Consider the following 23,041-nt stretch of genomic DNA (forward strand, 5'->3'; position numbering starts at 1 on the left):
CGGAGCGCCGCCTGCCCCTGCGTGTGACCGTCGACGACGGCTTCCGTATCCGTGAGGAGGGGGCCGTGGGAACGGTCCCGCCCGCCTACACGGTCACCCCCACCCCGGACGGCACCCTGGTGGAGGGGCCCAGCGGCGGCCGCCTCCTGTACGCGCGTTCCACACCGGGTCCGCTGCCCGAGACACCGCCCGTGTGGGAACGCCCCGGCGACGCCCCCTCCTCGTCCTTCACGGCCCCGCCCCAGCAGGTGGACACGGTGATCGTCGACGCGGCCCGACGGCCCGAGGTGATCGGTGAACTGCGCCGTTCCGGGGTGATCGGGACGACCACCGCCGTGGTGGCGGTGGGGGGCGACCACCGGGTCCGCTCCCCCGCCGAGTTCGCCCGCCGCGCCCGCCTGTGGGGCGCCTTCGCCCCCAGCGACGGCCACGTCCTCTCGTGTCCGCCCGCGGTCTGGCCCGACTCGCGGCCCCACGGCCCGCACCGCGTCCTGGTCACCGGTGGGGTCCGGTCGGGCAAGTCCACCGAGGCGGAACTGCGCCTGACCGCCGAGCCCCGGGTGGCCTACGCCGCCACGGGCCCCTCCGCCGACCCCGAGAGCGACCCCGAGTGGGCCGAGCGGGTCGCCCTGCACGTCCGGCGCCGCCCCTGGTGGTGGACGACCGAGGAGACCACCGACCTGGTGTCGCTGCTCGAAGGGGCGCGCGGTGCGGTCCTGGTGGACTGCCTGGGCACCTGGCTGACCGACGCGATGGGGCGGCACGGGCTGTGGCGGGCAACGCCCCCCGCCGATGCCGAGGAGCGGCTGGAGGACGAGCTGCGGGCCCTGGTGGAGGCCTGGCGGTCCACACGGGCCTACGTGGTGGGGGTGACCAACGAGGCGGGCTCGGGCGTGGTCCCCATGACCCGCGCCGGACGGCTGTTCCGGGACCGGCTGGGCACGCTCAACCAGTGGGTGGCGGCCGAGTCCGAAGAGGTCGTGCTGACGGTGGCCGGGCGCGTGCTGGAGCTTCCGTGAGCGGCGACGCCGCCGCGGGCGCGCGGATGGCCCTGGGCACGTTCACCGTGGTGCCGGTGCGGGTGGAGCGCGTGGACCGCGCCGTGGCGGGGTGGGCGATGTTCTGGTCCGCTCCGCTGGGCGCGCTCCTGGGCGCGGTGGTCGGAGCGGTCGCGGCGGCCGGCGCGGCGGCCGGGCTGTCGGACACGCTCGCCGCGCTGCTGGGCGTCGGCCTGGGGGCGCTGCTGACCCGGGGCCTGCACCTGGACGGTCTGGCCGACCTGGCCGACGGCCTGGGCAGCGGTCGGCCCGCCCCAGGGGCCCTCGAGGTGATGCGGCGTTCCGACATCGGACCGTTCGGGGTGGTCACCCTGGTAGTGGTCCTGGGCGCCCAGGTGCTGGCCCTGGGGCAGATGATCGGAGCCTCTCCCGCGGCGGCCGTCGCCGGAGCGGCCTCGGCATGGGCTGCCGGGCGGCTGGCGGTGACCCTGGCGTGCACGCCGCGGGTGCCCTCGGCCCGTACCGACGGGCTGGGGGCGATGGTGGCGGGAACGGTGCGTGCCCCGGCGGCGGCGGCGGCGTGCGCGGTCACGGCGGCGGTGTGCGCGGCGGGAGGGGCGCACGCGCCGTGGACGGCGGCGGCCTGCGCCGCGGGGGTGGTGGCCGCACTGGCGGTGGCGGGCGTGCTGCTGCGGCGCGCGGTGCGCCGCCTGGGCGGTGTGACGGGCGACGTACTCGGAGCGCTCGCGGAGTCCGGGGGTGCGTCCGCACTGGTGGTAGCGTCCGCCGTCGCCTCCTGGAGCTGACGGGGCCGCCTCCGGGACCCCACCGTGATCCGGCGGACCCGGGAGTCGGTGTCACCCTGGTCACATTTTTTCACAGCGCCCCTGGACGCGCCCCGGACCGGTCCGGGGCGCGTCCAGGAACCCCCTGTGACACCCTTCACCAGCGGCCAGAGCCCCCCTCGCGGGGCACGCACGAGAGGGCCGCCCCGGCCCCCGGCCGGCCTCCCCTCCCCCTCGGAGTGCCGCGCCAGGGGCCCCGGGGGCACGGGGTGCCGCGTCGCCCGCGTGTACGCGGGACGACTAGCATCGGGGATGTGAGCACGTCGTTGTCAGTAATTACGGAGTCCCCCAGTTCGCTCGACGCCGACGCGGTCGTCGTCGGCTACCACTCCGGAGGTGAGGCTCCGGAGCCAGCATCGGGCGCTCGTGACGTCGACGCCGCCTTCCCTGGCGGCCTCGGCACGACCCTGTCGCTCCTGGGAGCGAGCGGCGCCCCCGAGGAGGTGCACACCCTTGCTTCCCTCGGAGTCGTAACGGCCCCGGTCGTGGTCGCGGTCGGTCTCGGACCGGCCCCCGACGACGGCACCGTCGACCCCGAAGTCCTGTCCCGTGCCGCCGGGGCCGCCCTGCGGTCCCTGGCCGCACGCCCTGAGGGCGCGGGCCGCGTCGCGCTGGCCCTGCCCGCCGACACCGCCGCGGAGGCGGGTTCGGCGGCGCTCGGAGCACGTCTGGGCGCCTACTCCTACGACCGGTACCGCACCGCGGGGAAGGCGGAGTCCGCGGGCGAGCGGAACACCTCCCTGAGCGTGGTCTCGGGTGCCGACGGCGCCGCCGAGGCTGTGGAGCGCGCCGAGGTCCTGGCCGATGCGGTCTGCCTGACCCGCGACCTCGTCAACACGGCCCCCGCCGACCTGGTTCCCGAGGACCTGGCCACCGCGGCACGGGAGGCCGCCGCGCAGGCCGGTCTGGCGATCGAGGTCCTGGACGAGCGGGCACTGGCCGAGGGCGGCTACGGTGGCCTGACCGGGGTCGGCCAGGGTTCGGTGAACCCGCCGCGCCTGGTCCGCCTGGCCCACTCCCACCCGGAGGCGACCAAGACCATCGCCTTCGTCGGCAAGGGCATCACCTTCGACTCGGGCGGCCTGTCCCTCAAGCCCGCGGGTGCGATGGACTGGATGAAGTCCGACATGGCCGGCGCCGCCGCCGTGCTCGCGGCGATGCGCGCCATCGCCGCCCTGAAGCTGAAGGTCAACGTCGTCGGCTACCTGGCCGTGGCGGAGAACATGCCCAGCGGCACCGCGCAGCGGCCCTCCGACGTCCTGAGCATCTACGGCGGCAAGACGGTGGAGGTGCTCAACACCGACGCCGAGGGGCGCCTGGTGATGGCCGATGCCCTGGTACGCGCCCAGGAGGACGGGCCGGACCTGATCGTGGACATCGCCACGCTGACCGGCGCGCAGCTCGTCGCGCTCGGGGCCCGCGTGTTCGCGGTCATGGCCAACGGCGACGAGGTGCGCGAGCGAGTCACCGCCGCGGCCGGTACCGCGGGCGAGTCCGCTTGGCCGATGCCGCTCCCGGCGGAGCTGCGCTCGGGCCTGGACTCCTCCGTCGCCGACATCGCGAACGTGTCCGCGGAGCGCTGGGGCGGCATGCTCTCCGCCGGCGTGTTCCTCAAGGAGTTCATCGAGGAGGGCGTCGCCTGGGCACACCTCGACGTCGCGGGACCGTCCTTCAACCAGGGCGGCCCCCACGGCTACACCCCCAAGGGAGGTACCGGTGCGGGCACCCGCACCCTGGTCCGCCTCGCCGAGGAGTACGCCGCCATGTGACCCCCGGGGCGGGGCGTCGCTTCCATGAGCCGGAGTGACGCCCCGCCCCGTTCCCCGCGGCCTGGGCGCCGTCCCCCCGACGCCCGCTCCGGGTCCGCGTCCAACCCGGCAAGCACCAGCCACTGAACAAGGAGTTCGTTCCCGTGAGTGAGAGCGGCGGCACATTCGACCTCGTCGTCCTCGGCGGCGGCAGCGGCGGCTACGCGGCCGCCCTGCGCGCCGCGGAGCTCGACATGAGCGTCGTCCTGATCGAGAAAGACAAGCTGGGCGGCACCTGCCTGCACCGCGGCTGCATCCCCACCAAGGCGCTCCTGCACTCGGCCGAGGTCGCCGACTCCGCCAAGGAGAGCGAGGCCTTCGGTGTCAAGGCCACCTTCGAGGGCATCGACATCGAGGCGGTCCACAAGTACAAGGGCAAGGTGATCGGCGGTCTGCACAAGGGCCTGACCGGTCTGGTCAAGTCCCGCAAGATCACCGTGGTCGAGGGCGAGGGCAAGCTCACCGGCACCGACGAGGTCACCGTGGACGGGGCGGTCTACAAGGGCCGCAGCATCGTCCTGGCAACGGGTTCCCAGCCCAAGACCCTGGGCCTGGACATCGACGGCGAGAAGGTGATGACCAGCGACCAGGCCCTGGACCTGGACCGCGTCCCCGAGTCCGCCATCGTCCTGGGCGGCGGTGTGATCGGTGTGGAGTTCGCCAGCGTATGGCGCTCCTACGGCACCGACGTCACCATCGTCGAGGCCCTGCCCCACCTGGTCCCGGCCGAGGAGGAGTCCAGCTCCAAGCTTCTGGAGCGGGCCTTCCGCAAGCGCAAGATCAAGTACGAGCTGGGCACCCCCTTCGAGTCGGTCAAGACCACCGGCTCCGGTGTCACCGTCACCCTCAAGGGCGGCAAGACGCTGGAGGCCGAGGTCCTGCTGGTCGCCATCGGCCGCGGCCCGGTCTCCGAGGGGCTGGGCTACGAGGAACAGGGCATCGCGCTGGAGCGCGGCTTCGTCACGGTGGACGAGAACCTGCACACCGGTGTCGGCGACGTCTACGCCGTGGGCGACCTGATCCCGACCCTTCAGCTCGCCCACGTCGGCTTCGCCGAGGGCATCTTCGTCGCCGAGCACATCGCCGGGCAGAACCCGCCCGCCATCGACTACGACGGTGTCCCGCGTGTCACCTACTGCGAGCCGGAGGTGGCCTCGGTCGGCCTCACCACCAAGACGGCTCAGGAGCGCGGCCACGACGTCGTCGAGATGAACTACAACCTCGCGGGCAACGGCAAGAGCCAGATCCTGCAGACGCAGGGCGCGGTGAAGGTCATCGCCGAGAAGGACGGGCCGGTACTGGGGGTCCACATGGTCGGCAGCCGGGTCGGCGAGCTCATCGCCGAGGGCCAGCTGATCTACAACTGGGAGGCGCTGCCCGCCGAGGTCGCACAGCTCCTCCACCCGCACCCGAGCCAGTCGGAGGCGCTGGGAGAGGCGCACCTGGCGCTCGCGGGCAAGCCGCTGCACGTCCACGACTGACCGCACCACCCGGGGGGCGGGCCCCGGCGGCCCGCCCCCCGCCACATTCGCGCTGCCCAGTCAAGGCGTTGGGCAGATTCCGCGCCCAGACCCAACGAGGAACCCATGCCGACTTCCGTTTCCATGCCAGCCCTGGGTGAGAGCGTCACCGAGGGCACCGTCACCCAGTGGCTGAAGAACGTGGGCGACACCGTCGAGGTAGACGAGCCGCTCCTTGAGGTCTCCACCGACAAGGTGGACACCGAGATCCCCTCCCCCGTCGCGGGCGTACTCACCAAGATCCTCGCCGAAGAGGACGAGACCGTGGAGATCGGCACGNNGATCGCGGTCATCGGCGGCGAGGGCGCCGCCCCCGCGGCCGAGTCCGCTCCGGAGCCGGAGCCCGCCGCGGAGAAGCCTGCCGAGAAGCCCGAGCCCGAACCCGCGCCGGAGCCCGAGCCGAAGGCCGCCCCTTCCAGCGGCCCGGAGACCGAGGTCACCATGCCGGCCCTGGGTGAGAGCGTCACCGAGGGCACCGTCACCCAGTGGCTGAAGAACGTGGGCGACACCGTCGAGGTAGACGAGCCGCTCCTTGAGGTCTCCACCGACAAGGTGGACACCGAGATCCCCTCCCCCGTCGCGGGCGTACTCACCAAGATCCTCGCCGAAGAGGACGAGACCGTGGAGATCGGCGCGAGGATCGCGGTCATCGGCGGCGAGGGCGCCGCCCCCGCGGCCGAGTCCGCTCCGGAGCCGGAGCCCGCCGCGGAGAAGCCTGCCGAGAAGCCCGAGCCCGAACCCGCGCCGGAGCCCGAGCCGAAGGAGAGCCCCGAAGACTTCGGCGGGGCTCCCTCCGTGGACATCGAGACCCTCAGCGGGACCGGGCGCGCCTCGGGCACCGACGCCGTCACCGAGGCGTACGTGACACCGCTGGTCCGCAAGCTGGCCGCCGAGCACCGCGTCGACCTCAGCCGCGTCCAGGGCAGCGGCGTGGGCGGACGCGTCCGCAAGCAGGACGTGCTCAGGGCCGCCGAGGAGCGCAAGGCCGCAGCCGCGCGCGCCTCGGCCCCCGCCGCCCCCTCCTCGGCCACGCGCAAGGGCGCCACCGACACCTCGCTGCGCGGGCGCACCGAGAAGATGAGCCGCCTGCGCCGCTACATCGCCGACCGCATGGTGGAGTCGCTCAACACGGCGGCCGAGACCACCCAGGTCATCGAGGTGGACGTCACGAAGATCGCGCGTCTGCGCGAGCAGGAGGGCCCGGCCTTCACCGAGCGCACGGGGGCTCCGCTGGACTTCTTCCCCTTCTTCGCGCTGGCTGCCGTCGAGGCGCTGCGGACCAACCCCAAGCTCAACGCGGTGGTCGAGGACGAGGAGATCAACTACCACGACGTGGAGAACCTGGGTGTCTCGGTGGACACCGACCGGGGCCTGCTGGTCCCGGTGATCAAGGAGGCCGGCGCTCTGGGCCTCAGCGACTTGACCCTCGACATCCGAGCGGTCACCGAACGCGCACACACCGGGAACCTGACTCCGGAGGACCTGCGGGGCGGGACGTTCACCATCGCCGAGACGGGCGGCAGCGGCGCCCTGTTCGGCACGCCGATCATCAACACGCCGCAAGTAGCGATCCTGGGCACCGGCGCGGTCGTCAAGCGGCCGGTCGTGGTGGAAGACCCGGCGGTGGGCGGTGAGGTGATCGCGGTCCGCTCGATGGTGTACCTGTCCCTGTCGCACGACCACCGCCTGATCGACGCCGCCGACGCGGGCCGCTTCCTCCAGCAGGTGAAGGACCGCCTGGAGGAGGGCGCCTTCGAGGCCGACCTGGGCCTGTAGGGGCACCGCTCCCCCGTCACAGCGGGCCGGATGCCGCCAACGGCGTCCGGCCCATCGCGTCGGGCCGGTGTGCCCGGCTCCCGCAGAACGGAGAACGGGGCGGTGCCGTGGCACCGCCCCGTTCCTTACCCCACCAATCACCATCCCCTGATGATCCCCATCATCAAAGGTCTGCGGGGAAGGCACGCCCGCTGCGACGGCGGTTGCCCAAGGTGACTTCGCGTTGACGCGGAGTTCCTTGCCCCACACACAACCTAGAAGAGCCGGAGCCTCTCCGCAGGGCTTTCGCCGAAAAAGACCGAGAAAAATCCGCGGGTGCCGCTCGAACGCCTCGGGGGGGCGAGCTTATTCCCCCGTGCGCCCCGGGGCCGGTAGTGCGCTATCCGACATCGCGGCCCGACCGCGCTTCCCTTCCGGCGCGTAAGGTTGAGGGCGTGAGTGATCTCGTTTACGCGTGGATGGGCCGTGTGCCGGTCCCGTACCACCAGGGCTGGGCCCTCCAGAAGCGGCTGCACGAGCGCCGTGTGGCCGACGAGGTGGCCGACACGGTCCTGCTGCTGGAGCACGAACCGGTGTACACGGCGGGCAAGCGCACCGGTGCGTGGGACCGTCCCCTGACCGACCCGGGTGCGCCGGTCGTCGACATCGACCGCGGCGGCAAGATCACCTGGCACGGCCCGGGGCAGTTGACGGTGTACCCCATCGTGAGGCTGCGCGACCCCATCGACGTGATCGCCTACGTCCGCATGCTGGAGGAGGCCGTCATCGGCACCATCGCGGAGTTCGGCCTGGCCGGGCGGCGGGTGGAGGGCCGGACCGGGGTGTGGCTGGACGCCGACCCCGGGCGCGGGCTCATCGAGCGCAAGATCGCGGCGATCGGTTGCCGTATCGCCCGCAAGGTCGGTATGCACGGGCTCGCGTTGAACTGCGATAATGACTTGTCATGGTATGACCGGATTGTTCCGTGCGGGATCTCCGACGCCGACACCACATCGATCACCGCCGAGCTCGGCCGTGACGTGCCCGTCTCCGAGGTGCGGCCGCACCTGGAACGGCACCTGGCGGACGCCCTCGGCGCGGAGAGCTACAGCCACACCGACGGTGCCGGGCTGCTCGCCGGCGCCGCCGCCCGCGGATGACCGTCCGGACCGCACGAGCCACCGGCCCCGGCCGGGGTACACACGGCCCCCACGAGGGGTGCGGGCCCCCGGTGCGGGGCACAGAAGGGAACGGGTTCACGTTGACCATCGCTCCTGAGGGCCGCAAGCTGCTGCGCGTGGAGGCGCGCAACAGCGAGACCCCCATCGAGAAGAAGCCGCCGTGGATCAAGATCAAGGCGCACATGGGGCCGGAGTACACCGAGCTCCAGTCGCTGGTGAAGAAGGAGGGTCTGCACACCGTCTGCCAAGAGGCCGGGTGCCCCAACATCTACGAGTGCTGGGAGGACCGGGAGGCCACGTTCCTCATCGGCGGCGACCAGTGCACCCGGCGCTGCGACTTCTGCCAGATCGCCACGGGCAAGCCCAGCCCACTGGACCGCATGGAGCCGACCAAGGTCGCCGAGTCCGTCCGGACGATGGGGCTGCGCTACGCCACGGTGACCGGCGTGGCCCGCGACGACCTGGACGACGGCGGCGCGTGGCTGTACGCCGAGACGGTCCGCAAGATCCACGAGCTCAACCCCGGGACCGGGGTCGAACTGCTCATCCCGGACTTCAACGCCGACGGCGAGCAACTGGCCGAGGTGTTCGGAGCGCGCCCGGAGGTGCTGGCCCACAACGTGGAGACCGTGCCGCGGATCTTCAAGCGCATCCGTCCCGGGTTCCGCTACGAGCGCTCCCTGGAGGTCATCACCCGGGCCCGCGAGGACGGACTGGTCACCAAGTCCAACCTCATCCTGGGCATGGGCGAGACGACGGAGGAGGTGGTCGAGGCCATGCGCGACCTCCACGGGGCCGGGTGCGACCTGCTGACCATCACCCAGTACCTGCGCCCCTCCAAGCTGCACCACCCGATCGACCGCTGGGTGAAGCCGCAGGAGTTCGCCGAACTGGGCGAGGAGGCCGAGAGGATCGGCTTCGCCGGGGTCATGTCCGGGCCGCTCGTGCGCTCCTCCTACCGTGCCGGCCGCCTGTACAAGCAGGCGCGGGAGAAGCGGGACACCGAGGCCACTTCTACAGCGAACGCCACACTCTAGGCCATATCACCACAGTCGTAACCAAGCTGGAACGGTGGCTCCCGGGCCACCGTTCCGCACCCCCGCGAGCGGCCGCCTATCCTGGTGGGGTGAGGCGCCCGGCTCGTTGGCGCCCGATGGCGCCGCACACAGGTCGACCGCGAAGAGGAGGCAAGGCAGCCCAGGGACGCCCTTCCCCGCCGACACCGTCGGTGCACGCTGCCTGAGAGCACGATGGCGAAAAAACAGGGTTCCGAGAAGACGGCCGACCAGCAGCCCGGGCGGCTCAAGCAGATCGGCATGGTCGCCAAGGTCGTCCACCAGCAGAGCCCGCGCACGATCCCGATCGCCGCCGCGGTCGCGGTCCTCATCCTCGCGGTGTTCGTCGTGATCGGCATCTGGACCGGGTCGTGGATCATCTGGCCGCTCACCGGTGTCCCGGTGGCGCTCCTGGTGGGCTTCATCATCTTCACGCGGTCGGCACAGCGCGTCCAGTACACGATGCTGGACGGCCGCCTGGGCGCCGGGATGGCGATCCTGGAGAACATGCGCGGCAACTGGACCATGGAGGCCGGGGTGGCCGCCAACAAGCAGATGGACGTGGTGCACCGAGTGGTCGGCCGACCCGGCGTGATCCTCGTCGGCGAGGGCGACCCGAACCGGCTGCGCGGCCTGATCGCCGGGGAGAAGAAGCGGGTCTCACGCGTGGCGCACGACATCCACATCTACGACTTCAAGGTCGGCAACGGCGAGGGCCAGGTGCCGCTGGACAAGCTCCAGAGGACGCTGCTCAAGCTGCCCCGCACCCTGGACAAGTCCATGGTCGCCGAACTCATCTACCGGCTCAAGGCGCTGCCCCCGGCCATGCAGATGCCCAAGGGCCCCATGCCCCGGAACGCCAAGATGCCCCGGGGGATGCGCGGCCAGGCCGGCTGATCCACACGTTCCCCGAGCGGGGCCGCCGAACGTCGGCGGCCCCGCTCTCCCGTGTGCACGGACCGGGTGTCACTGGCAGGAGACGGTGTCGGCGTCGGCCGAGACCGCCTCCAGCCCGGCCGGGAGGCCGTCCGGAGCCTGCGACGGCACGGCCGGGGGTGCACCCGAGGGGGTGGAGTGCGCGGAGGGGGTAGTGTCCCCGGCACCGGGCAGGGCCCGCCCCGTCGCCACCGCCGTGAACAGGGCGGTCGCCGCGGGCTCGTCGAGGACGACCTTGTTCGGGTTCCAGGGGTGGTCGCGCACCGGCGCCGTCACCGTGGTCATCCGGGACAGGTCGGTCCCGCGCATCGCGGCCGCCAGTTCCGCCATCGCCTTCACCGTGAGGCGGTCGTCGGTCACCATGTGGTCGGTGACCGTGTCGACGAAGGCGTACAGCGCCGCCGGGCTGGACATGACCTCGCCCTCGGTCACCTCGCGCAGGAGGGCGCCGATGAGCCGCTGCTGAGTCCGGATGCGCCCCAGGTCGCTGCCGAACTCGGTGCTGGCGCGCGAGCGGGCCAGTCCCAGCGCCTGGCGCCCGTCGAGCTCCTGCTCCCCTGGATCGAGCCGCAGTTCGGCCCCGGGGTCGTCGATCGGCTCGGGTACGCACAGGGTGACCCCGCCCAGGGTGTCCACCATCCGTTCGAAGGCGGCGAAGTCCACCGCGACCATGTGGTCCAGGTGCACGCCGGTGACCGACTCCACCGTGCGCCCCTGGCAGTCCAGGCCGCCGTAGCGCAGGGCGTGGTTGATCTGGTCCTGTCCCCCCGGCCAGCCGCCGTACCCCCGCGCGGCCGGACAGGGCGGGAGGTCCACGATGAGGTCGCGCGGCAGGTTGACCATGGTCACGGCTCCGCGGTCGATGTCGACACCGACCAGGACCAGGACGTCGGGCCGGACACCGTGCTCGCGGCTGTAGGCGGCGTGCTCCGGCGCCCGCTCGTCGGTGCCCAGTACCAGGACGGTGCGCATGCCCTCGATACGGACGGGGCGGTCGCCCCAGGCGTCGGTGTCGACCTCCTCGGTGCGGACGCCGAGGGCGGCGTAGCCCAGGTAGGCGACCAGGCCCGCGACGACGAGTACGGCGGCGACGGTGAGGGCGGCCCACCGGGCGGGGCCCGCTCCGGCCCCGGGGGCGGTGAAGGGGGAGAGCGTTCTGCGAGCCACGCGAGCACCTGTGATCCGGTCTGGGGCGGGAAGGGGCGTCCGCGGGGGCACGGCTCCGAGGGTGCGGCGGACGTACCGCCGGATGTTACCCCAACAGCACGACTCGTGTCAGATCGTGACCGCCAACCGCCTCTTCCACGCCCTCCCCCCACCACCCGTTTCCACAACCGCCGCGCCCGGCAGGGGCGCGGCGCACCGCCGTGGGGGAAGGGCGCCGGGAGTGCTACGCGTTGGCCTCCGCCTCGATGAGGTCGGCCGCGTAGGAGGTGCCGCCCTCCTGGAGCCGGGCACTGATCCCGGCCAGCCGCTCGGCCACGTCCGGGTCCGAGACCAGTTCGAGCAGGGCCGCGCGCAGCGTCTCTGCCGTGGCGTCTTCGGTGTCGATCCGGCGGGCCACCCCGGCCTCCTGGAGGCGGTCGGCGTTGTCGAACTGGTCGACCGCCTGGGGCACCGCGATCATCGGTGTGGCCGTGTACAGGCCCTCGCTGGCGCCTCCCATCCCCGCGTGGGTGACGAAGGCGTCCGCCTGCCGCAGGATGTCCAACTGCGGCACCCAGGGGTGCACCTCGACGTTGGCCGGGACGTCCCCCAGTTCGTCTCCGCCCACGTGCTCGCCGACCTGGAGCACCACGTGCCAGCCGGGCAGGTCGCCGAAGGCCCTCAGACACTCCCGGTAGAACCCGGGCAGGTTGGTGTAGGCCGACCCGAGGGAGACCAGGAGGACGTGCTCCGCACCGGCGGGCCTGGTCCAGGTGCCCTGCTCCTCTCGCCGACCGAGGCAGGGGCCCACGAACGTCACGGCGTCGGAGACGGTGTCGGCGTGCGGCTGCATCTCACGCGGTATCAGCGCCAGGGCCCGGTCCGGCGCCCCGGCGAAGTTCGAGTGGTCCAGGTCCGTGATCCCGTTCCCGGCCAACCAGGCATCGAATTTGGCGTAGTGCTCGGCCGCACCGGGCTGCGTGCGCAACCACTCCATGACGGTGTCGCCGTAACCCGCCCAGGCCACGTAGGTCGGGGAGAGCTGGATGGAGGGAATGCCCCAACCGATCGCCAGGACCCGGGCGGAGTAGCCGCCGATGTCGTACAGGAACACGTCGGGGCGGTCGCCGTCGTAGAAGTCCCGCAGGACCGGCAGGGAGTTGATCGCGTCGTCGAGGAAGATGTCCATCCCCTCGATCGGATCGTCGGCCCACTCCTTGTCCCCGATGGGGAGGGTAGTCGTGAAGCGGACGAGTTCGGCACCGGTCGAGGCGATCAGCTCTCCGACACGGTCCACGGGGTCGTTGGCGTAGGTGACGCGGTGGCCGCGGTCGACCAGTTCCCGGATGATCTCCAGGCTGGGCAGGACGTGGCTCACGGCGGGGACGCCGACCATGGCGACATGCAGGCGACGGGTCATGTGGTCTCTCCAAGGGCTGTCTACGGGCAGGGCTGGCGGGCGCCTGTCCTCGGCGGACGGCGCGGGGCGTCGGTGGACGCCGTGTTCCTAGCTGTAGATCAGGGCCTGGAAGTACATGCCTCCGAGCGAACAGGACGGCCGCCGTTCGGTCAACACGTTTTCCGTCCGGCGGGCCCTGCGGAGGGAACGAGACGGTGTCCCCCTGGAGCTTCCGTCGACCCGGTACGGGGAGGCCGTACGCGGAGGCCGATGGAGGTCAGCAGGCGTTCTGCGCCGCTTCCTCCTCGGCGGTGATCGCGCCCAGCTCCTCGGTGAGGGAGGAGTCCCCTCCGGGGCCGGTCCAGTCCGGACCGATGACGAGTTCGAGGGTGTAGGGCAGCCCTTCGGGCACCTCCTCGGTCACGGCGTCGGCCAGGCCGCCGGCCAGCAGCTCCGCAGCGGCCCGGTCTCCGGGGCCGTAGTAGACGGTGGTCACGTCGGGAAAGCGGAGCTCGGGGTTGCCGGTGCTGGGAACCTGGAAGCCCTCCGCCTGGAGCTGGAGCTGAACCTGCCCGGCCAGGCCGGTGGTGCCCGTGTTGTTGCGCACGTCGACGGTGACCGTCGAGGGGTCCGGAGCGTCCCCGACCGCGTCGTCCTCCTCTGGCCCGTCCTCCTCCCCGCCGTCGGCGAGGTCAGCCCCGGAGCTGATCGCCCCGAACAGCTCGGAGGCGGCGGGCTCGCTCAGGGCCAGCCGGTTGGGGTTCGCCGGGTGCGGGGTGTTGGGGACGGTCAGGAACTGGACGGCACCCAGATCGACCTCGCGCATGGAGATGGCCAGGTCGGTCATGGTGTCGACCGTCAGACCCTCGTCCGTGGTGATCGAGTCGGTCACCGCGCTGAGGAAACCGGTGATGGCGGCGGGGCTGGTCATCACCTCGCTGCTGAGCACCTGGCGCAGCAGCGCCCCCATGAACTCCTGCTGCCGCTCGATCCGGGACAGGTCGCTGCCGTCGCCCTGGCCGTAGCGGGAACGGACGAAGCCGAGCGACTCCTCTCCGTCGAGGGTCTGGAGCCCGGCGTCCAGTGTCAAGTGGGCCTTGGGGTCGTCCACGGGCTGGGGGATGCACATCTCCACTCCCCCGACCGCGTCCACCATGTCCTTGAACCCGCCGAAGTCCATCATGACGAAGTGGTCCAGGTGCACGCCGCTGATCTGTTCGATGGCCTTCCACTGGCAGCCCACCCCGCCGAAGTTCATCGCCGAGTTGAGCTGGGTGGCCTGCGCGGCCATCCCCTCGTAGCCCTCGACGGCCTCGCAGGCCGGTAGGTCGACAACCAGGTCGCGAGGCAGGTTCACCAGGGTCGCCGACCCGCTGTCGACGTTGACGCTGGCGATGAGCATGACGTCCGGGCGCTCCCCCTCGGCGTCGCCGTAGGCGGCGTTCTCCCCTGAGCGGACATCGGATCCGAGGACGAGCAGGTTGATCACGCCCTCGACATCGACCGGGCGGTCCCAGGCGTCGGTGTCCACCTGGGTGGTGGTGATGTTGCCGACGATCCCCTGGTACCAGCCGTACCCGCCGAGACTGATGATGATGGACACCGCCGTGACCACGCACGCGACCCACTGTCCCGCGGACATGCGCACTCCGGCGAAGGTACGCGGCACACGGGGGGCGGAACGTCTTCTAGGCATGAGGACCTTCGCGGGGAATGGTGGGAGACCCACGGGGGCGGGCGGTGGGGATCGCCCGGCAGATCATGGGATTTCCCGAAAAAATGGAAGTGAACGGATGCTAACAGCAGTGGATAGCGGACGCGTCACCCCGGCACGGGGCACACCCCCTAGTAACGGGTGGCGACGGTCCCGGCGGCGCGGTCGTGCAGTCCGCGTGTGTCCCGGTCGTAGACGACGGCGGGGATGACCAGGCACAGCAGCAGTGTGCGCACGGCCATCGAGACCGGCCAGGGCCAGCGGCGCTCACCGGTCGCGGTGATCCCGACCCCGGCCATACGTCTGCCGATCGTGGTGCCGAGGAGGGTGAGCAGCACGAGGTTCATCACGGCGAACACGGCCAGGGCCCCGGTCTGGACCACGGGGGCCGCCTCCTCAGAGGCGGCCGGGACCGGGCCGGCCAGCCCGGCTCCGACGGCGGCACCGGCGATCAGCACCGAGAGGACCCAATCCAGCACCAGCCCCGTGAGGCGTCGGGGTACGGAGGCGACCGACCCGCTGCCGTGCTCGGGAAGGCCCAGGCGGTTTCCGCGGTAGCGGAAGTCGTCCTCGGGGGCGGCCGTGCCGCTGCGCCTTTCGTCACTCATGTCCTTCACGGTATCGGCACCGCGCACCTCCCCTTCCCTGCCGTGCGGCTCCGATCCGGCGGACACCTCCGCGAACGGGACGGCGGAGCGGCGAGGAGCCTCCCGAGGGCCTACCATGCCGCCCTTTTCGTCCAGGCACGCGATGGAACCTCCTGTTAACACCGGTTGGTCTGCGACAACGTCGGGGTCCGTAACATGCAAGAAACAATAGAGACATGGCGTGGAAACCACCCACTTCTAGCTTCGATGACGAAGCCGGGAGGCGGCATGCGCCCGGGCACCCGCGACGGAGCGGGTCGGAGCCAGCCGCCTCAGCCACCTGCACGGAGGTTCGTTTTGTTCAGCAGCGTCGACGAGGTGCTCGCCTTTATCCGGAATGAGGACGTCAAGTTCCTCGACGTCCGTTTCACGGACCTGTTCGGAGGCGTGAACCACGTCACCCTTCCGACCGAGAACGTCGACGAGTCGACGTTCACCGACGGCCAGATGTTCGACGGTTCCTCGATCCGCGGCTTCCAGGCCATCCACGAGTCCGACATGCTGCTGCTTCCGGACCTGAGCACCGGCGTCCTGGACCCGTTCCGCAAGCACAAGACGCTGAACATGACGTTCTTCGTCCACGACCCGCTCACGCTGGAGTCCTACAGCCGCGACCCGCGCAACGTCGCCCGCAAGGCCGAAGCCTACCTGCGCGGCTCCGGCGTGGCCGACACCGCGTTCTTCGGTCCCGAGGCCGAGTTCTACATCTTCGACGACGTCAAGTTCGAGACCCGGGCCAACACCGGCTTCTACGAGATCGACTCCGTCGAGGGCGCCTGGAACACCGGCTCCTCCATCGAGGGCGGCAACCGCGGCTACCGTCCGCGCTACAAGGGCGGCTACTTCCCCGTCGAGCCGGTCGACCACTACAGCGACCTGCGCTCGGACATGGTCCGCGCCCTCATCGAGGCCGGCATGGAGGTCGAGCTCCAGCACCACGAGGTCGGCACCGCCGGCCAGGCCGAGATCGGCGTCAAGTTCGGCACTCTGCTCCAGCAGGCCGACAAGGTGCAGCTCTACAAGTACATCGTGAAGAACGTCGCCAACGAGGCGGGCAAGACGGCCACGTTCATGCCCAAGCCGCTCTTCGGCGACAACGGCTCCGGTATGCACTGCCACCAGAGCCTGTGGAAGGACGGCTCGCCGCTGTTCTTCGACGAGTCCGGCTACGGCCAGCTCTCCGACACCGCCCGGTACTACATCGGCGGCCTGCTCAAGCACGCCTCGGCGCTGCTCGCCTTCACCAACCCGACGGTGAACTCCTACCACCGCCTGGTGCCCGGATACGAGGCCCCGATCAACCTGGTCTACAGCCAGCGCAACCGCTCGGCCTGCATCCGCCTGCCGCTCACCGGTTCGAACCCGAAGGCCAAGCGCATCGAGTTCCGCGTGCCGGACCCGTCGGCCAACCCGTACCTGGCCTTCTCCGCCATGCTCATGGCCGGCATCGACGGCATCAAGAACAAGATCGAGCCGCCGGAGCCGGTCGACAAGGACCTCTACGAGCTGCCGCCGGCCGAGGCCCAGGCCATCAAGACGGTGCCCGCGTCGCTGGACGAGGCCCTGGAGGCCCTGGAGGCCGACCACGAGTTCCTGCTCGAGGGCGGTGTCTTCACCAAGGACCTGCTGGAGACCTACATCGACTTCAAGCGCACCGAGGAGATCGACTCCCTGCGCCTGCGCCCGCACCCGCGCGAGTTCGAGCTGTACTACGACATCTAAGCCCGCGACGCTCTGACGTGCGCCCCTGGGGGCCGCCCCCACCGGGCACGCGTCAGGGCCTGCGGCGAAGGCTTCAGAGGCCATCGACGGCGTTCCCCGCGCCGGCGATGGCCTCCTTCGTTGTGTGCCGTGTCCTCCCTCCCCGACCGAACCCCGGTGGGAAGGGGTGGCACGGCAGTCCGGTGCCTCCAGCGCCGGGCGCACTACCTTGGAAACGTGGCAAGGGACGGTAGGAGCACCATGACGGCAGGCGCACTCGCCAGGCGCGGATTCAGTGACAGCAACCGGGCACTGCGCCTGTTGGCGGAGGCCGGTCTGGACCCCCAGGCCGACACCGACGTCATCTCCGCGCTGGCCGAGGCGCCCGAGCCCGACCGGGCCCTGCTCGGACTGATCCGGGTCCTGGAGGCCGACGGAGACGCCGGGGAGGTGCTCGCCGCACTGCGTGAGGACGCCGACCTGCGCACCCGGCTGTGCGCCGTGCTGGGCACCAGCACGGCGCTGACCGACCACCTGGTGCGCCATCCCGGCGACTGGCGGGAGCTGCGCGGGGCCGACGCCGCACGCACGCCCGCTCCGGAGGAGCTGCGGCGCGGCCTGCTGCACACCGTGGGCGCGGACCCGGACGCGGCGGCACCCGTCGCGGCCGTGTTCGACGGGCAGTCCCTGGACGGGCTCAAGCACGCCCTGCGTGTGGCCTACCGCAGGCGGGTACTGCGGTTGGCTGGGCGGGACCTGTCAGGTCTGAGCCCGGTCGAGGAGGTCGCCGCCGAACTGGCCGCGCTGGCCGCGTCGACGCTGGACGCCGCCCTGGCCGTGGCCCGCGCCGAGCGCCCCGGGGACGCCGCGCGGTGCCGTCTGGCGGTGATCGGCATGGGCAAGTGCGGCGGACGCGAACTGAACTACGTCAGCGACGTGGACGTGGTGTTCGTGGCCGAGCCCGCCCCCGCTCCCGAGGGCGGGGAGCCCGTGGAGGAGCAGGCGGCGATGCGCGCCGCGACCAGGCTGGCCACCGCCATGATGCGCATCCCCTCCGAGACCGACGCCGAGGGCGTGCTGTGGGAGGTGGACCCGGCGCTGCGGCCGGAGGGCAAGAACGGGCCGCTGGTACGGCCGCTGTCGAGCCACGTCACCTACTACGAGCGCTGGGCCAAGACCTGGGAGTTCCAGGCGCTGCTCAAGGCCCGGCCGATCGCCGGGGACGCCGGCCTGGGCGCTGCCTACAGCGAGGCCATCTCCCCCATGGTGTGGGAGGCGGCGGGCCGCACGGACTTCGTCGAGGACGTGCAGGCGATGCGCCGACGCGTGGTGGCGCACATTCCCGCGGGCCAGGCCGAGCGCGAGCTGAAGCTGGGACCGGGCGGGCTGCGCGACATCGAGTTCTCCGTCCAACTGCTCCAGTTGGTGCACGGACGCACGGACGAGCGGCTGCGCTCGGGCAACACCCTGGAGGCCTTGGCGGCGCTGTCGGAACACGGGTACGTGGGACGACGCGACGCCGCGGGGCTGGCCGAGGCCTACCGGTTCCTGCGCCGGACGGAGCACCTGCTGCAGCTGGAGAAGCTGCGGCGCACCCACCTGATGCCCGATCCGAGAAGCCCCGACGGCCCCGACCACCTGCGGCGGCTGGGCCGGGCACTCGGGTTCACGGCAGATCCGGTGCGGGAGTTCACCGAGGCGCGCAAGAAGGTCTCGGCCGAGGTGCGGCGCCTGCACGAGAAGCTCTTCTACCGGCCGCTGCTCAACGCCGTGGCCCGTCTGCCGGAGGAGGAGGTGCGGCTCACACCCGACCAGGCGGAGGTGCGGTTGTCGGCTCTGGGCTTCGCCGACCCCTCGGGGGCGCTGCGGCACCTGAGGTCGCTGACCTCGGGGGTGTCCCGGCGGGCGGCGATCCAGCGGACGCTGCTGCCGGTGATGCTCGGCTGGTTCTCCGACGCCCCCGATCCCGACGCGGGCCTGCTCGGGTTCCGCCAGGTGAGCGACGCCCTGGGGACGACACCCTGGTACCTGCGCCTGCTGCGCGACGACGTGCGGGTGGCCGAGCGGATGGCCTGGCTTCTGGGCACCAGCCGCTACGTCACCGAACTGCTCGTACGGGCCCCCGACTCCGTCGCGACGCTGGCCGACGACGCCGACCTGGTGCGCCGCAGGCCGGAGGTCCTCGCGGCGGAGGCCGACGCCGCGCTGCGCCGCTATGAGCGGGCCGAGGAGTCGGTGGCGGCGCTGCGGGCGCTGCGCCGCCGCGAACTGCTGAGGACGGCCGCCGCCGACCTGTTGGAGGTGTCGTCGGTCCAGGACGTGGGCACGGCGCTGACCGACATCGCGGCGGTGACCATCGACGCGGCGCTGAGGGCGGCGATCGGCAGGGGCGTGGCCGAGACCGGCGGCGAGCGGCTGACGCGGATGTGCGTGGTGGCGATGGGCCGGTTCGGCGGCGGCGAGCTGACCTACGCCAGCGACGCCGACGTGATGTACGTGCACGATCCGCTGCCCGGGGTGGACACCGGCGCCGCCACCCGCCAGGCCCTGGCGATCGTGCGGGAGCTGGCGCGTCTGCTGGAGATGCCCGCGGCGGAGCCGCCCCTGAAGGTCGACACCGACCTGCGTCCGGAGGGCAGGAGCGGTCCGGTGGTCCGCACCCTGGACTCCTATGCCGCCTACTACGGCCGGTGGTCGCAGGTGTGGGAGAGCCAGGCACTGCTGCGGGCCAAGACGATCGCGGGCGACGCGGACCTGTGCGCGTCGTTCACCGCGCTGATCGATCCGCTGCGCTACCCGGAGGGCGGGGTGGAGCCGTCGGCGGTGCTGGAGATCCGCAAGCTGAAGGCGCGGATGGAGGCCGAACGTCTGCCCCGGGGAGCGGACCCGACCCTGCACACGAAGCTGGGCCGGGGCGGGCTGTCGGACGTGGAGTGGGTGGCGCAGCTCATCCAGTTGCGCCACGCCCACGAGCACGCGGACCTGCGGACGACGGGGACACTGGAGGCCCTGGACGCGGCCGTGGCGCACGGGTTCCTGGCGGCCGACGACGGTGCCGTGCTGGACCAGGCGTGGCGGCTGGCCTCCCGGGTGCGCGGGATGGTGATGCTGGTACGCGGGCGCGGCGGTGACTCGCTCCCCTCGGACCTGCGGGTGCGGGCGGCCCTGGCGGAGGCGCTGGGGTACCGGGCCGGTGAGGGCTCCGGGCAGGGTGAGGAGGTGTCGACGGGCACCGCCGAGCAGTTGACGGAGGACTACCTGCGGACCACGCGGCGGGCCCGGGCCGTCATGGAGCGCGTCTTCTACGACGACTGAGGGGCGCGAAACGGGGGCACCCCCGCGCGCAGGGGTGTGCGCGGGGGTGCCCCGCAGGGGAGCGGGCGGCCGCCTCGCCGGTGGTCCGGTGTCAGCTCCAGTGGTCGGTGAAGACCTGTGTGCAGTCGCCGTCGGCGGTCGCCGACCGGTTGCCGCCGGACTCCCACTCGACGTGGCCGGCGCCGTCGATCTTCACGTACTTGTACTCGAACCCGGTACCGGCCGGCAGCGCGGTGGAGCCGCCCCACCGCGGGTAGCCCGCCTCGTCGGTGCCCAGCGGCAGGCCGTCGGCCGGGTTCCAGGAGCCGAGTCCCAGGGCGGAGCCGACGACGTACACCTCCTGGCCGGGGTCGGTCTCGGCGCGGACGTCGAACTCGGTGGTGATCGTGGTGCAGGCGGGGCCGCCGCCGGTCGATCCCCAGGTCACCGCGCTGGAGGGGGGACCGGTGCGGTTGGAGCCCTCTTCCCAGACGGTGTTCCCGGAGCCGTCGGCCTTGACCAGCTTCCACTCGTCCCCTGCGTCGATCGCGGGCGAGCCGGTCCACACGGGGTAGGTGTCCTCGTCGGTGGTGAGCCGCACCCCGTCCCCGGGGTTCCAGGAGCCGAGCCCCGGGACGGAGCCGACGACATAGACCTCCTGGCCGGGGTCGGTGTGGACGGTCGCGGAGAGGGTGCCGGTCTCGCTGCCTCCGCACTCCTCGGGGGCGTCGCACTCACCGCCCACGTGCAGCGCGACGGCTCCGTCCGCGGGGACCGCGACGGTGACCTGTCCGCCGGAGACGGTGAACGTGCCGTCGCCGGCCGCGTTCTCGTAGGTGCCGTCGGGCAGGCGGGTACCGGTGGTCAGGTTCCAGGTGCCACCTCCGGCGTTGAAGGCGGCGAACCCGCGTGATCCGCGGTCGAAGGCCAGGCGGGAGCCGCCGTCTGTGGCGCGTTCCACGACGGCGGTGCCGCCCGTGGCGTTGCGGAAGGCGGCCATGCCGGCGACAGCGGGGTGGCGGTGCTCGCAGATCCAGGCGGCGCTGGCGCAGTCGGTGTCCTCGGTGATCCAGCCCGCCGGGTTGCCGTCGACCTCGCCGACGCTGGGCGGCCCCTGGGCCTCGTTGTGCCCGAACTCGTAGCTCGACATCACCTTCGGTTGCCCGTAGGGGTGGGCGAGCATGAACGCGGTGGCCAGGTAGTAGCGGTCGCCGTCCTTGTGGGTGAGTGCGGGGGCCGAGCGCTGGGTGTCGTGGTTGTCGATGAACACCGTGGCCTGGTCGTCGGAGAGTCCGCCGTAGTCGGGCAGGTCCGCCAACCCGGAGATGCCGCCGTCGGCGAACTTCGAGGCGATGTCGCGCTGGTAGTCGAAGTTGGTGACGCGACCGCCGTCGAAGGTGTACTGGGTGTAGGGGATGGTGGCGTCGCCGTAGACCTCGTAGTAGACGTCCGGCCTGCCGCCGAACCCGGGCACGTCGCCCAGGCCGCCGAAGATGTCCTGGACGTGGGCCTCGGGGACGTGCTTGGCGGCGTCCACGCGGAAGCCCGCCACTCCCAGGTCCACCAGGCCGTCGAGGTAGCGGCTGATCCGCTCACGGACCAGGGGGTCGGCCGTGTCGAGGTCGGACAGCTCCAGCAGGCGGCAGTTCTGCACCTGCCACTTGTCGTTCCAGTCGGAGACGGTCTCGTAGCAGGGTTCGAAGTCGGCATAGCCGTAGGAGGCCGAACCGTCGCCGAAGAGGTCGGGGTAGTCGTGGTACTCCCATGCGGTGCCGGCGCTTCCGGTGCCGGAGCCGGGGCCGGTCATGTGGTTGATGACCGCGTCGACGTAGATCTTGACGCCGTGGTCGCGGCAGGTGTCGACCATGGCCTGGAACTCCGCGGCGGTGCCGCGCCGGGTGTTGTCGATGCGGTAGGAGACGGGCTGGTAGTCCTGCCACCAGGGGTACGCGGCGCCTTCCGCCGAGGGGATGACCACGTGCTCCTGGGGAGGGGAGACCTGGACACCGCCGAACCCGTTCGGGCCGAGGAAGTCGGCGCACTCGGCGGCGACGGAGTCCCAGGTCCATTCGAAGAGGTGGACGATCGTCTCACCGTTGTGGTCGGCCTGGGCGGTCGGTGCCTGCGGGGGCTGCTGGGGCGTCTGCTGGGGGGCCGCCGAGGCGGGTGCCGCCGCCAGCGCGGTGCCGAGGGCGAGGGCCGCCAGAGCCCCGCCCGTCCTGTGTCGTCGTGGGCTCATACATGCTCCTTGGGGGGTTCGCAGTGGGCCGCTCCACCGCAATGCCACACCCTTGCATCAGATGCAAGAACTTGCGTGGCGGTGATGAATCTAACAGAGAAGCGGTCTCCTGTGAACGGAACTCCACATGCACGCCCCAGCCCTCACCCTCCGCAATCAAATCCGCGTCAAAGTGCGAAAACAGGGGAGTTCCCCTCTCCGGCCCTCTATGGACCACACAGTGCGCACCTCTTCGACCTGCAGAAAGAGATTCGCAAAATCTTGCAGAGATTCCGCAATACCACACTGGGAGTCATGGTGCGCAGGAAAAAGCCGGTGGCGGCGGGGGCCACCCCGCCGCCACCGGCGACTGCGCGGATCGGTCGGCCGCAGCCGACACAGGACGTCCTACCAGAACACCGCCACGGCGATGTTGACGATGGCGAGGACACCGGCGACGGTGGCCAGACGGGTGGAGGGCTTGCGCAGGTTGAGCACGCCCAGGACCACCACGGCCAGGGAGACCGTGAGTTTGACGGCGACCTTGACGTGGTCGAGCTCACCGATATCGGCCATCTCGGCGACGCCGACGAGGGCGAGACCGGTGACGAGCTGGAGGAGCGAACTGTGCAGCAGGACTTTCGGCGACTTCTCGTTGCCGGAGATCACCTGCATGAGGAAGCCCGCGACGATGCCGGCCAGGCCGAGCATGTGCAGGAAGACGAGCGCGGAGTAGAAGATGTCCATGGCGCCAGGCTACTACGGCACGTAGTACTCACCCGCGTTGATATGACACACTGACGTAACGATGCCCAGTCCGCCCG

The 23,041-nt window shown here is 71.5% G+C and carries 16 protein-coding genes and 1 pseudogene; 10 read left to right on the forward strand and 7 right to left on the reverse strand.

Annotation, left to right across the window (positions count from 1 at the left end; all coding sequences use genetic code 11):
• The first annotated feature begins 23 nt into the window (after nt 1-23).
• The 8 genes from B042_RS0119045 (at nt 24) to B042_RS0119080 (ending at nt 10,059) form a co-directional block, all read left to right on the forward strand.
• Complete coding sequence (locus B042_RS0119045) at nt 24-1,019, forward strand: bifunctional adenosylcobinamide kinase/adenosylcobinamide-phosphate guanylyltransferase (protein WP_028649678.1); 996 nt, start codon at nt 24-26, stop codon at nt 1,017-1,019.
• A 26-nt stretch (nt 1,020-1,045) separates the two neighbouring features.
• Nucleotides 1,046-1,804, forward strand: coding sequence for an adenosylcobinamide-GDP ribazoletransferase (locus B042_RS0119050; RefSeq protein WP_051415832.1), 759 nt, complete (start codon nt 1,046-1,048; stop codon nt 1,802-1,804).
• 293 nt (nt 1,805-2,097) lie between these two features.
• Entirely contained in the window at nt 2,098-3,612 is a 1,515-nt protein-coding gene (locus B042_RS0119055) for a leucyl aminopeptidase (RefSeq protein WP_081748885.1), read from the forward strand.
• A gap of 143 nt (nt 3,613-3,755) precedes the next feature.
• Entirely contained in the window at nt 3,756-5,132 is a 1,377-nt protein-coding gene (lpdA, locus tag B042_RS0119060; protein WP_028649681.1) for a dihydrolipoyl dehydrogenase, read from the forward strand.
• A gap of 105 nt (nt 5,133-5,237) precedes the next feature.
• On the forward strand, nt 5,238-6,947 hold the full coding sequence (gene sucB, locus B042_RS0119065) for a 2-oxoglutarate dehydrogenase, E2 component, dihydrolipoamide succinyltransferase (RefSeq protein WP_081748886.1): 1,710 nt from the start codon (nt 5,238-5,240) through the stop codon (nt 6,945-6,947).
• Nucleotides 6,948-7,381: 434 nt separating this feature from the next.
• On the forward strand, nt 7,382-8,086 hold the full coding sequence (gene lipB, locus B042_RS0119070; RefSeq protein WP_028649683.1) for a lipoyl(octanoyl) transferase LipB: 705 nt from the start codon (nt 7,382-7,384) through the stop codon (nt 8,084-8,086).
• Between the two features lie 101 nt (nt 8,087-8,187).
• Entirely contained in the window at nt 8,188-9,144 is a 957-nt protein-coding gene (gene lipA, locus B042_RS0119075) for a lipoyl synthase (RefSeq protein ID WP_028649684.1), read from the forward strand.
• A gap of 213 nt (nt 9,145-9,357) precedes the next feature.
• Nucleotides 9,358-10,059: a DUF4191 domain-containing protein gene (locus B042_RS0119080; RefSeq protein ID WP_028649685.1), complete on the forward strand. Its 702-nt coding sequence runs from the start codon at nt 9,358-9,360 to the stop codon at nt 10,057-10,059.
• Between the two features lie 69 nt (nt 10,060-10,128).
• On the opposite strand, the gene B042_RS23870 is transcribed toward B042_RS0119080, so the two are convergent.
• The 4 genes from B042_RS23870 to B042_RS0119100 form a co-directional block, all read right to left on the reverse strand.
• Entirely contained in the window at nt 10,129-11,265 is a 1,137-nt protein-coding gene (locus B042_RS23870) for an LCP family protein (RefSeq protein WP_051415796.1), read from the reverse strand.
• 223 nt (nt 11,266-11,488) lie between these two features.
• A complete protein-coding gene (locus B042_RS0119090) occupies nt 11,489-12,664 on the reverse strand; it encodes a macrolide family glycosyltransferase (protein WP_028649686.1) in 1,176 nt (391 codons plus the stop codon).
• A 256-nt stretch (nt 12,665-12,920) separates the two neighbouring features.
• A complete protein-coding gene (locus B042_RS0119095) occupies nt 12,921-14,339 on the reverse strand; it encodes an LCP family protein (protein ID WP_028649687.1) in 1,419 nt (472 codons plus the stop codon).
• Nucleotides 14,340-14,488: 149 nt separating this feature from the next.
• On the reverse strand, nt 14,489-14,965 hold the full coding sequence (locus B042_RS0119100; RefSeq protein WP_028649688.1) for an RDD family protein: 477 nt from the start codon (nt 14,963-14,965) through the stop codon (nt 14,489-14,491).
• Nucleotides 14,966-15,301: 336 nt separating this feature from the next.
• On the opposite strand from B042_RS0119100, the gene glnA reads away from it, so the two are divergent.
• The gene (glnA, locus tag B042_RS0119105) at nt 15,302-16,726 is read left to right on the forward strand and encodes a type I glutamate--ammonia ligase (protein WP_028649689.1); all 1,425 of its coding nucleotides are present in this window, start codon (nt 15,302-15,304) and stop codon (nt 16,724-16,726) included.
• A gap of 240 nt (nt 16,727-16,966) precedes the next feature.
• A complete protein-coding gene (locus tag B042_RS0119110; protein ID WP_028649690.1) occupies nt 16,967-20,020 on the forward strand; it encodes a bifunctional [glutamine synthetase] adenylyltransferase/[glutamine synthetase]-adenylyl-L-tyrosine phosphorylase in 3,054 nt (1,017 codons plus the stop codon).
• Between the two features lie 91 nt (nt 20,021-20,111).
• Here the strand turns inward: B042_RS0119110 and B042_RS26745 are convergent, their stop codons facing one another.
• The 3 genes and pseudogenes from B042_RS26745 to B042_RS0119120 form a co-directional block, all read right to left on the reverse strand.
• Nucleotides 20,112-20,447, reverse strand: coding sequence for a carbohydrate-binding module family 20 domain-containing protein (locus tag B042_RS26745; RefSeq protein ID WP_231494153.1), 336 nt, complete (start codon nt 20,445-20,447; stop codon nt 20,112-20,114).
• Nucleotides 20,439-22,238 (reverse strand): annotated as a pseudogene (locus tag B042_RS0119115) (carbohydrate-binding module family 20 domain-containing protein); the annotation flags it as partial. The pseudogene B042_RS0119115 and the gene B042_RS26745, both read right to left, overlap by 9 nt.
• 387 nt (nt 22,239-22,625) lie before the next feature.
• Entirely contained in the window at nt 22,626-22,964 is a 339-nt protein-coding gene (locus tag B042_RS0119120; protein WP_028649692.1) for a hypothetical protein, read from the reverse strand.
• Between the last annotated feature and the right edge of the window lie 77 nt (nt 22,965-23,041).

The sequence above is a fragment of the Nocardiopsis sp. CNT312 genome, assembly GCF_000515115.1.
Lineage (GTDB): Bacteria > Actinomycetota > Actinomycetes > Streptosporangiales > Streptosporangiaceae > Nocardiopsis.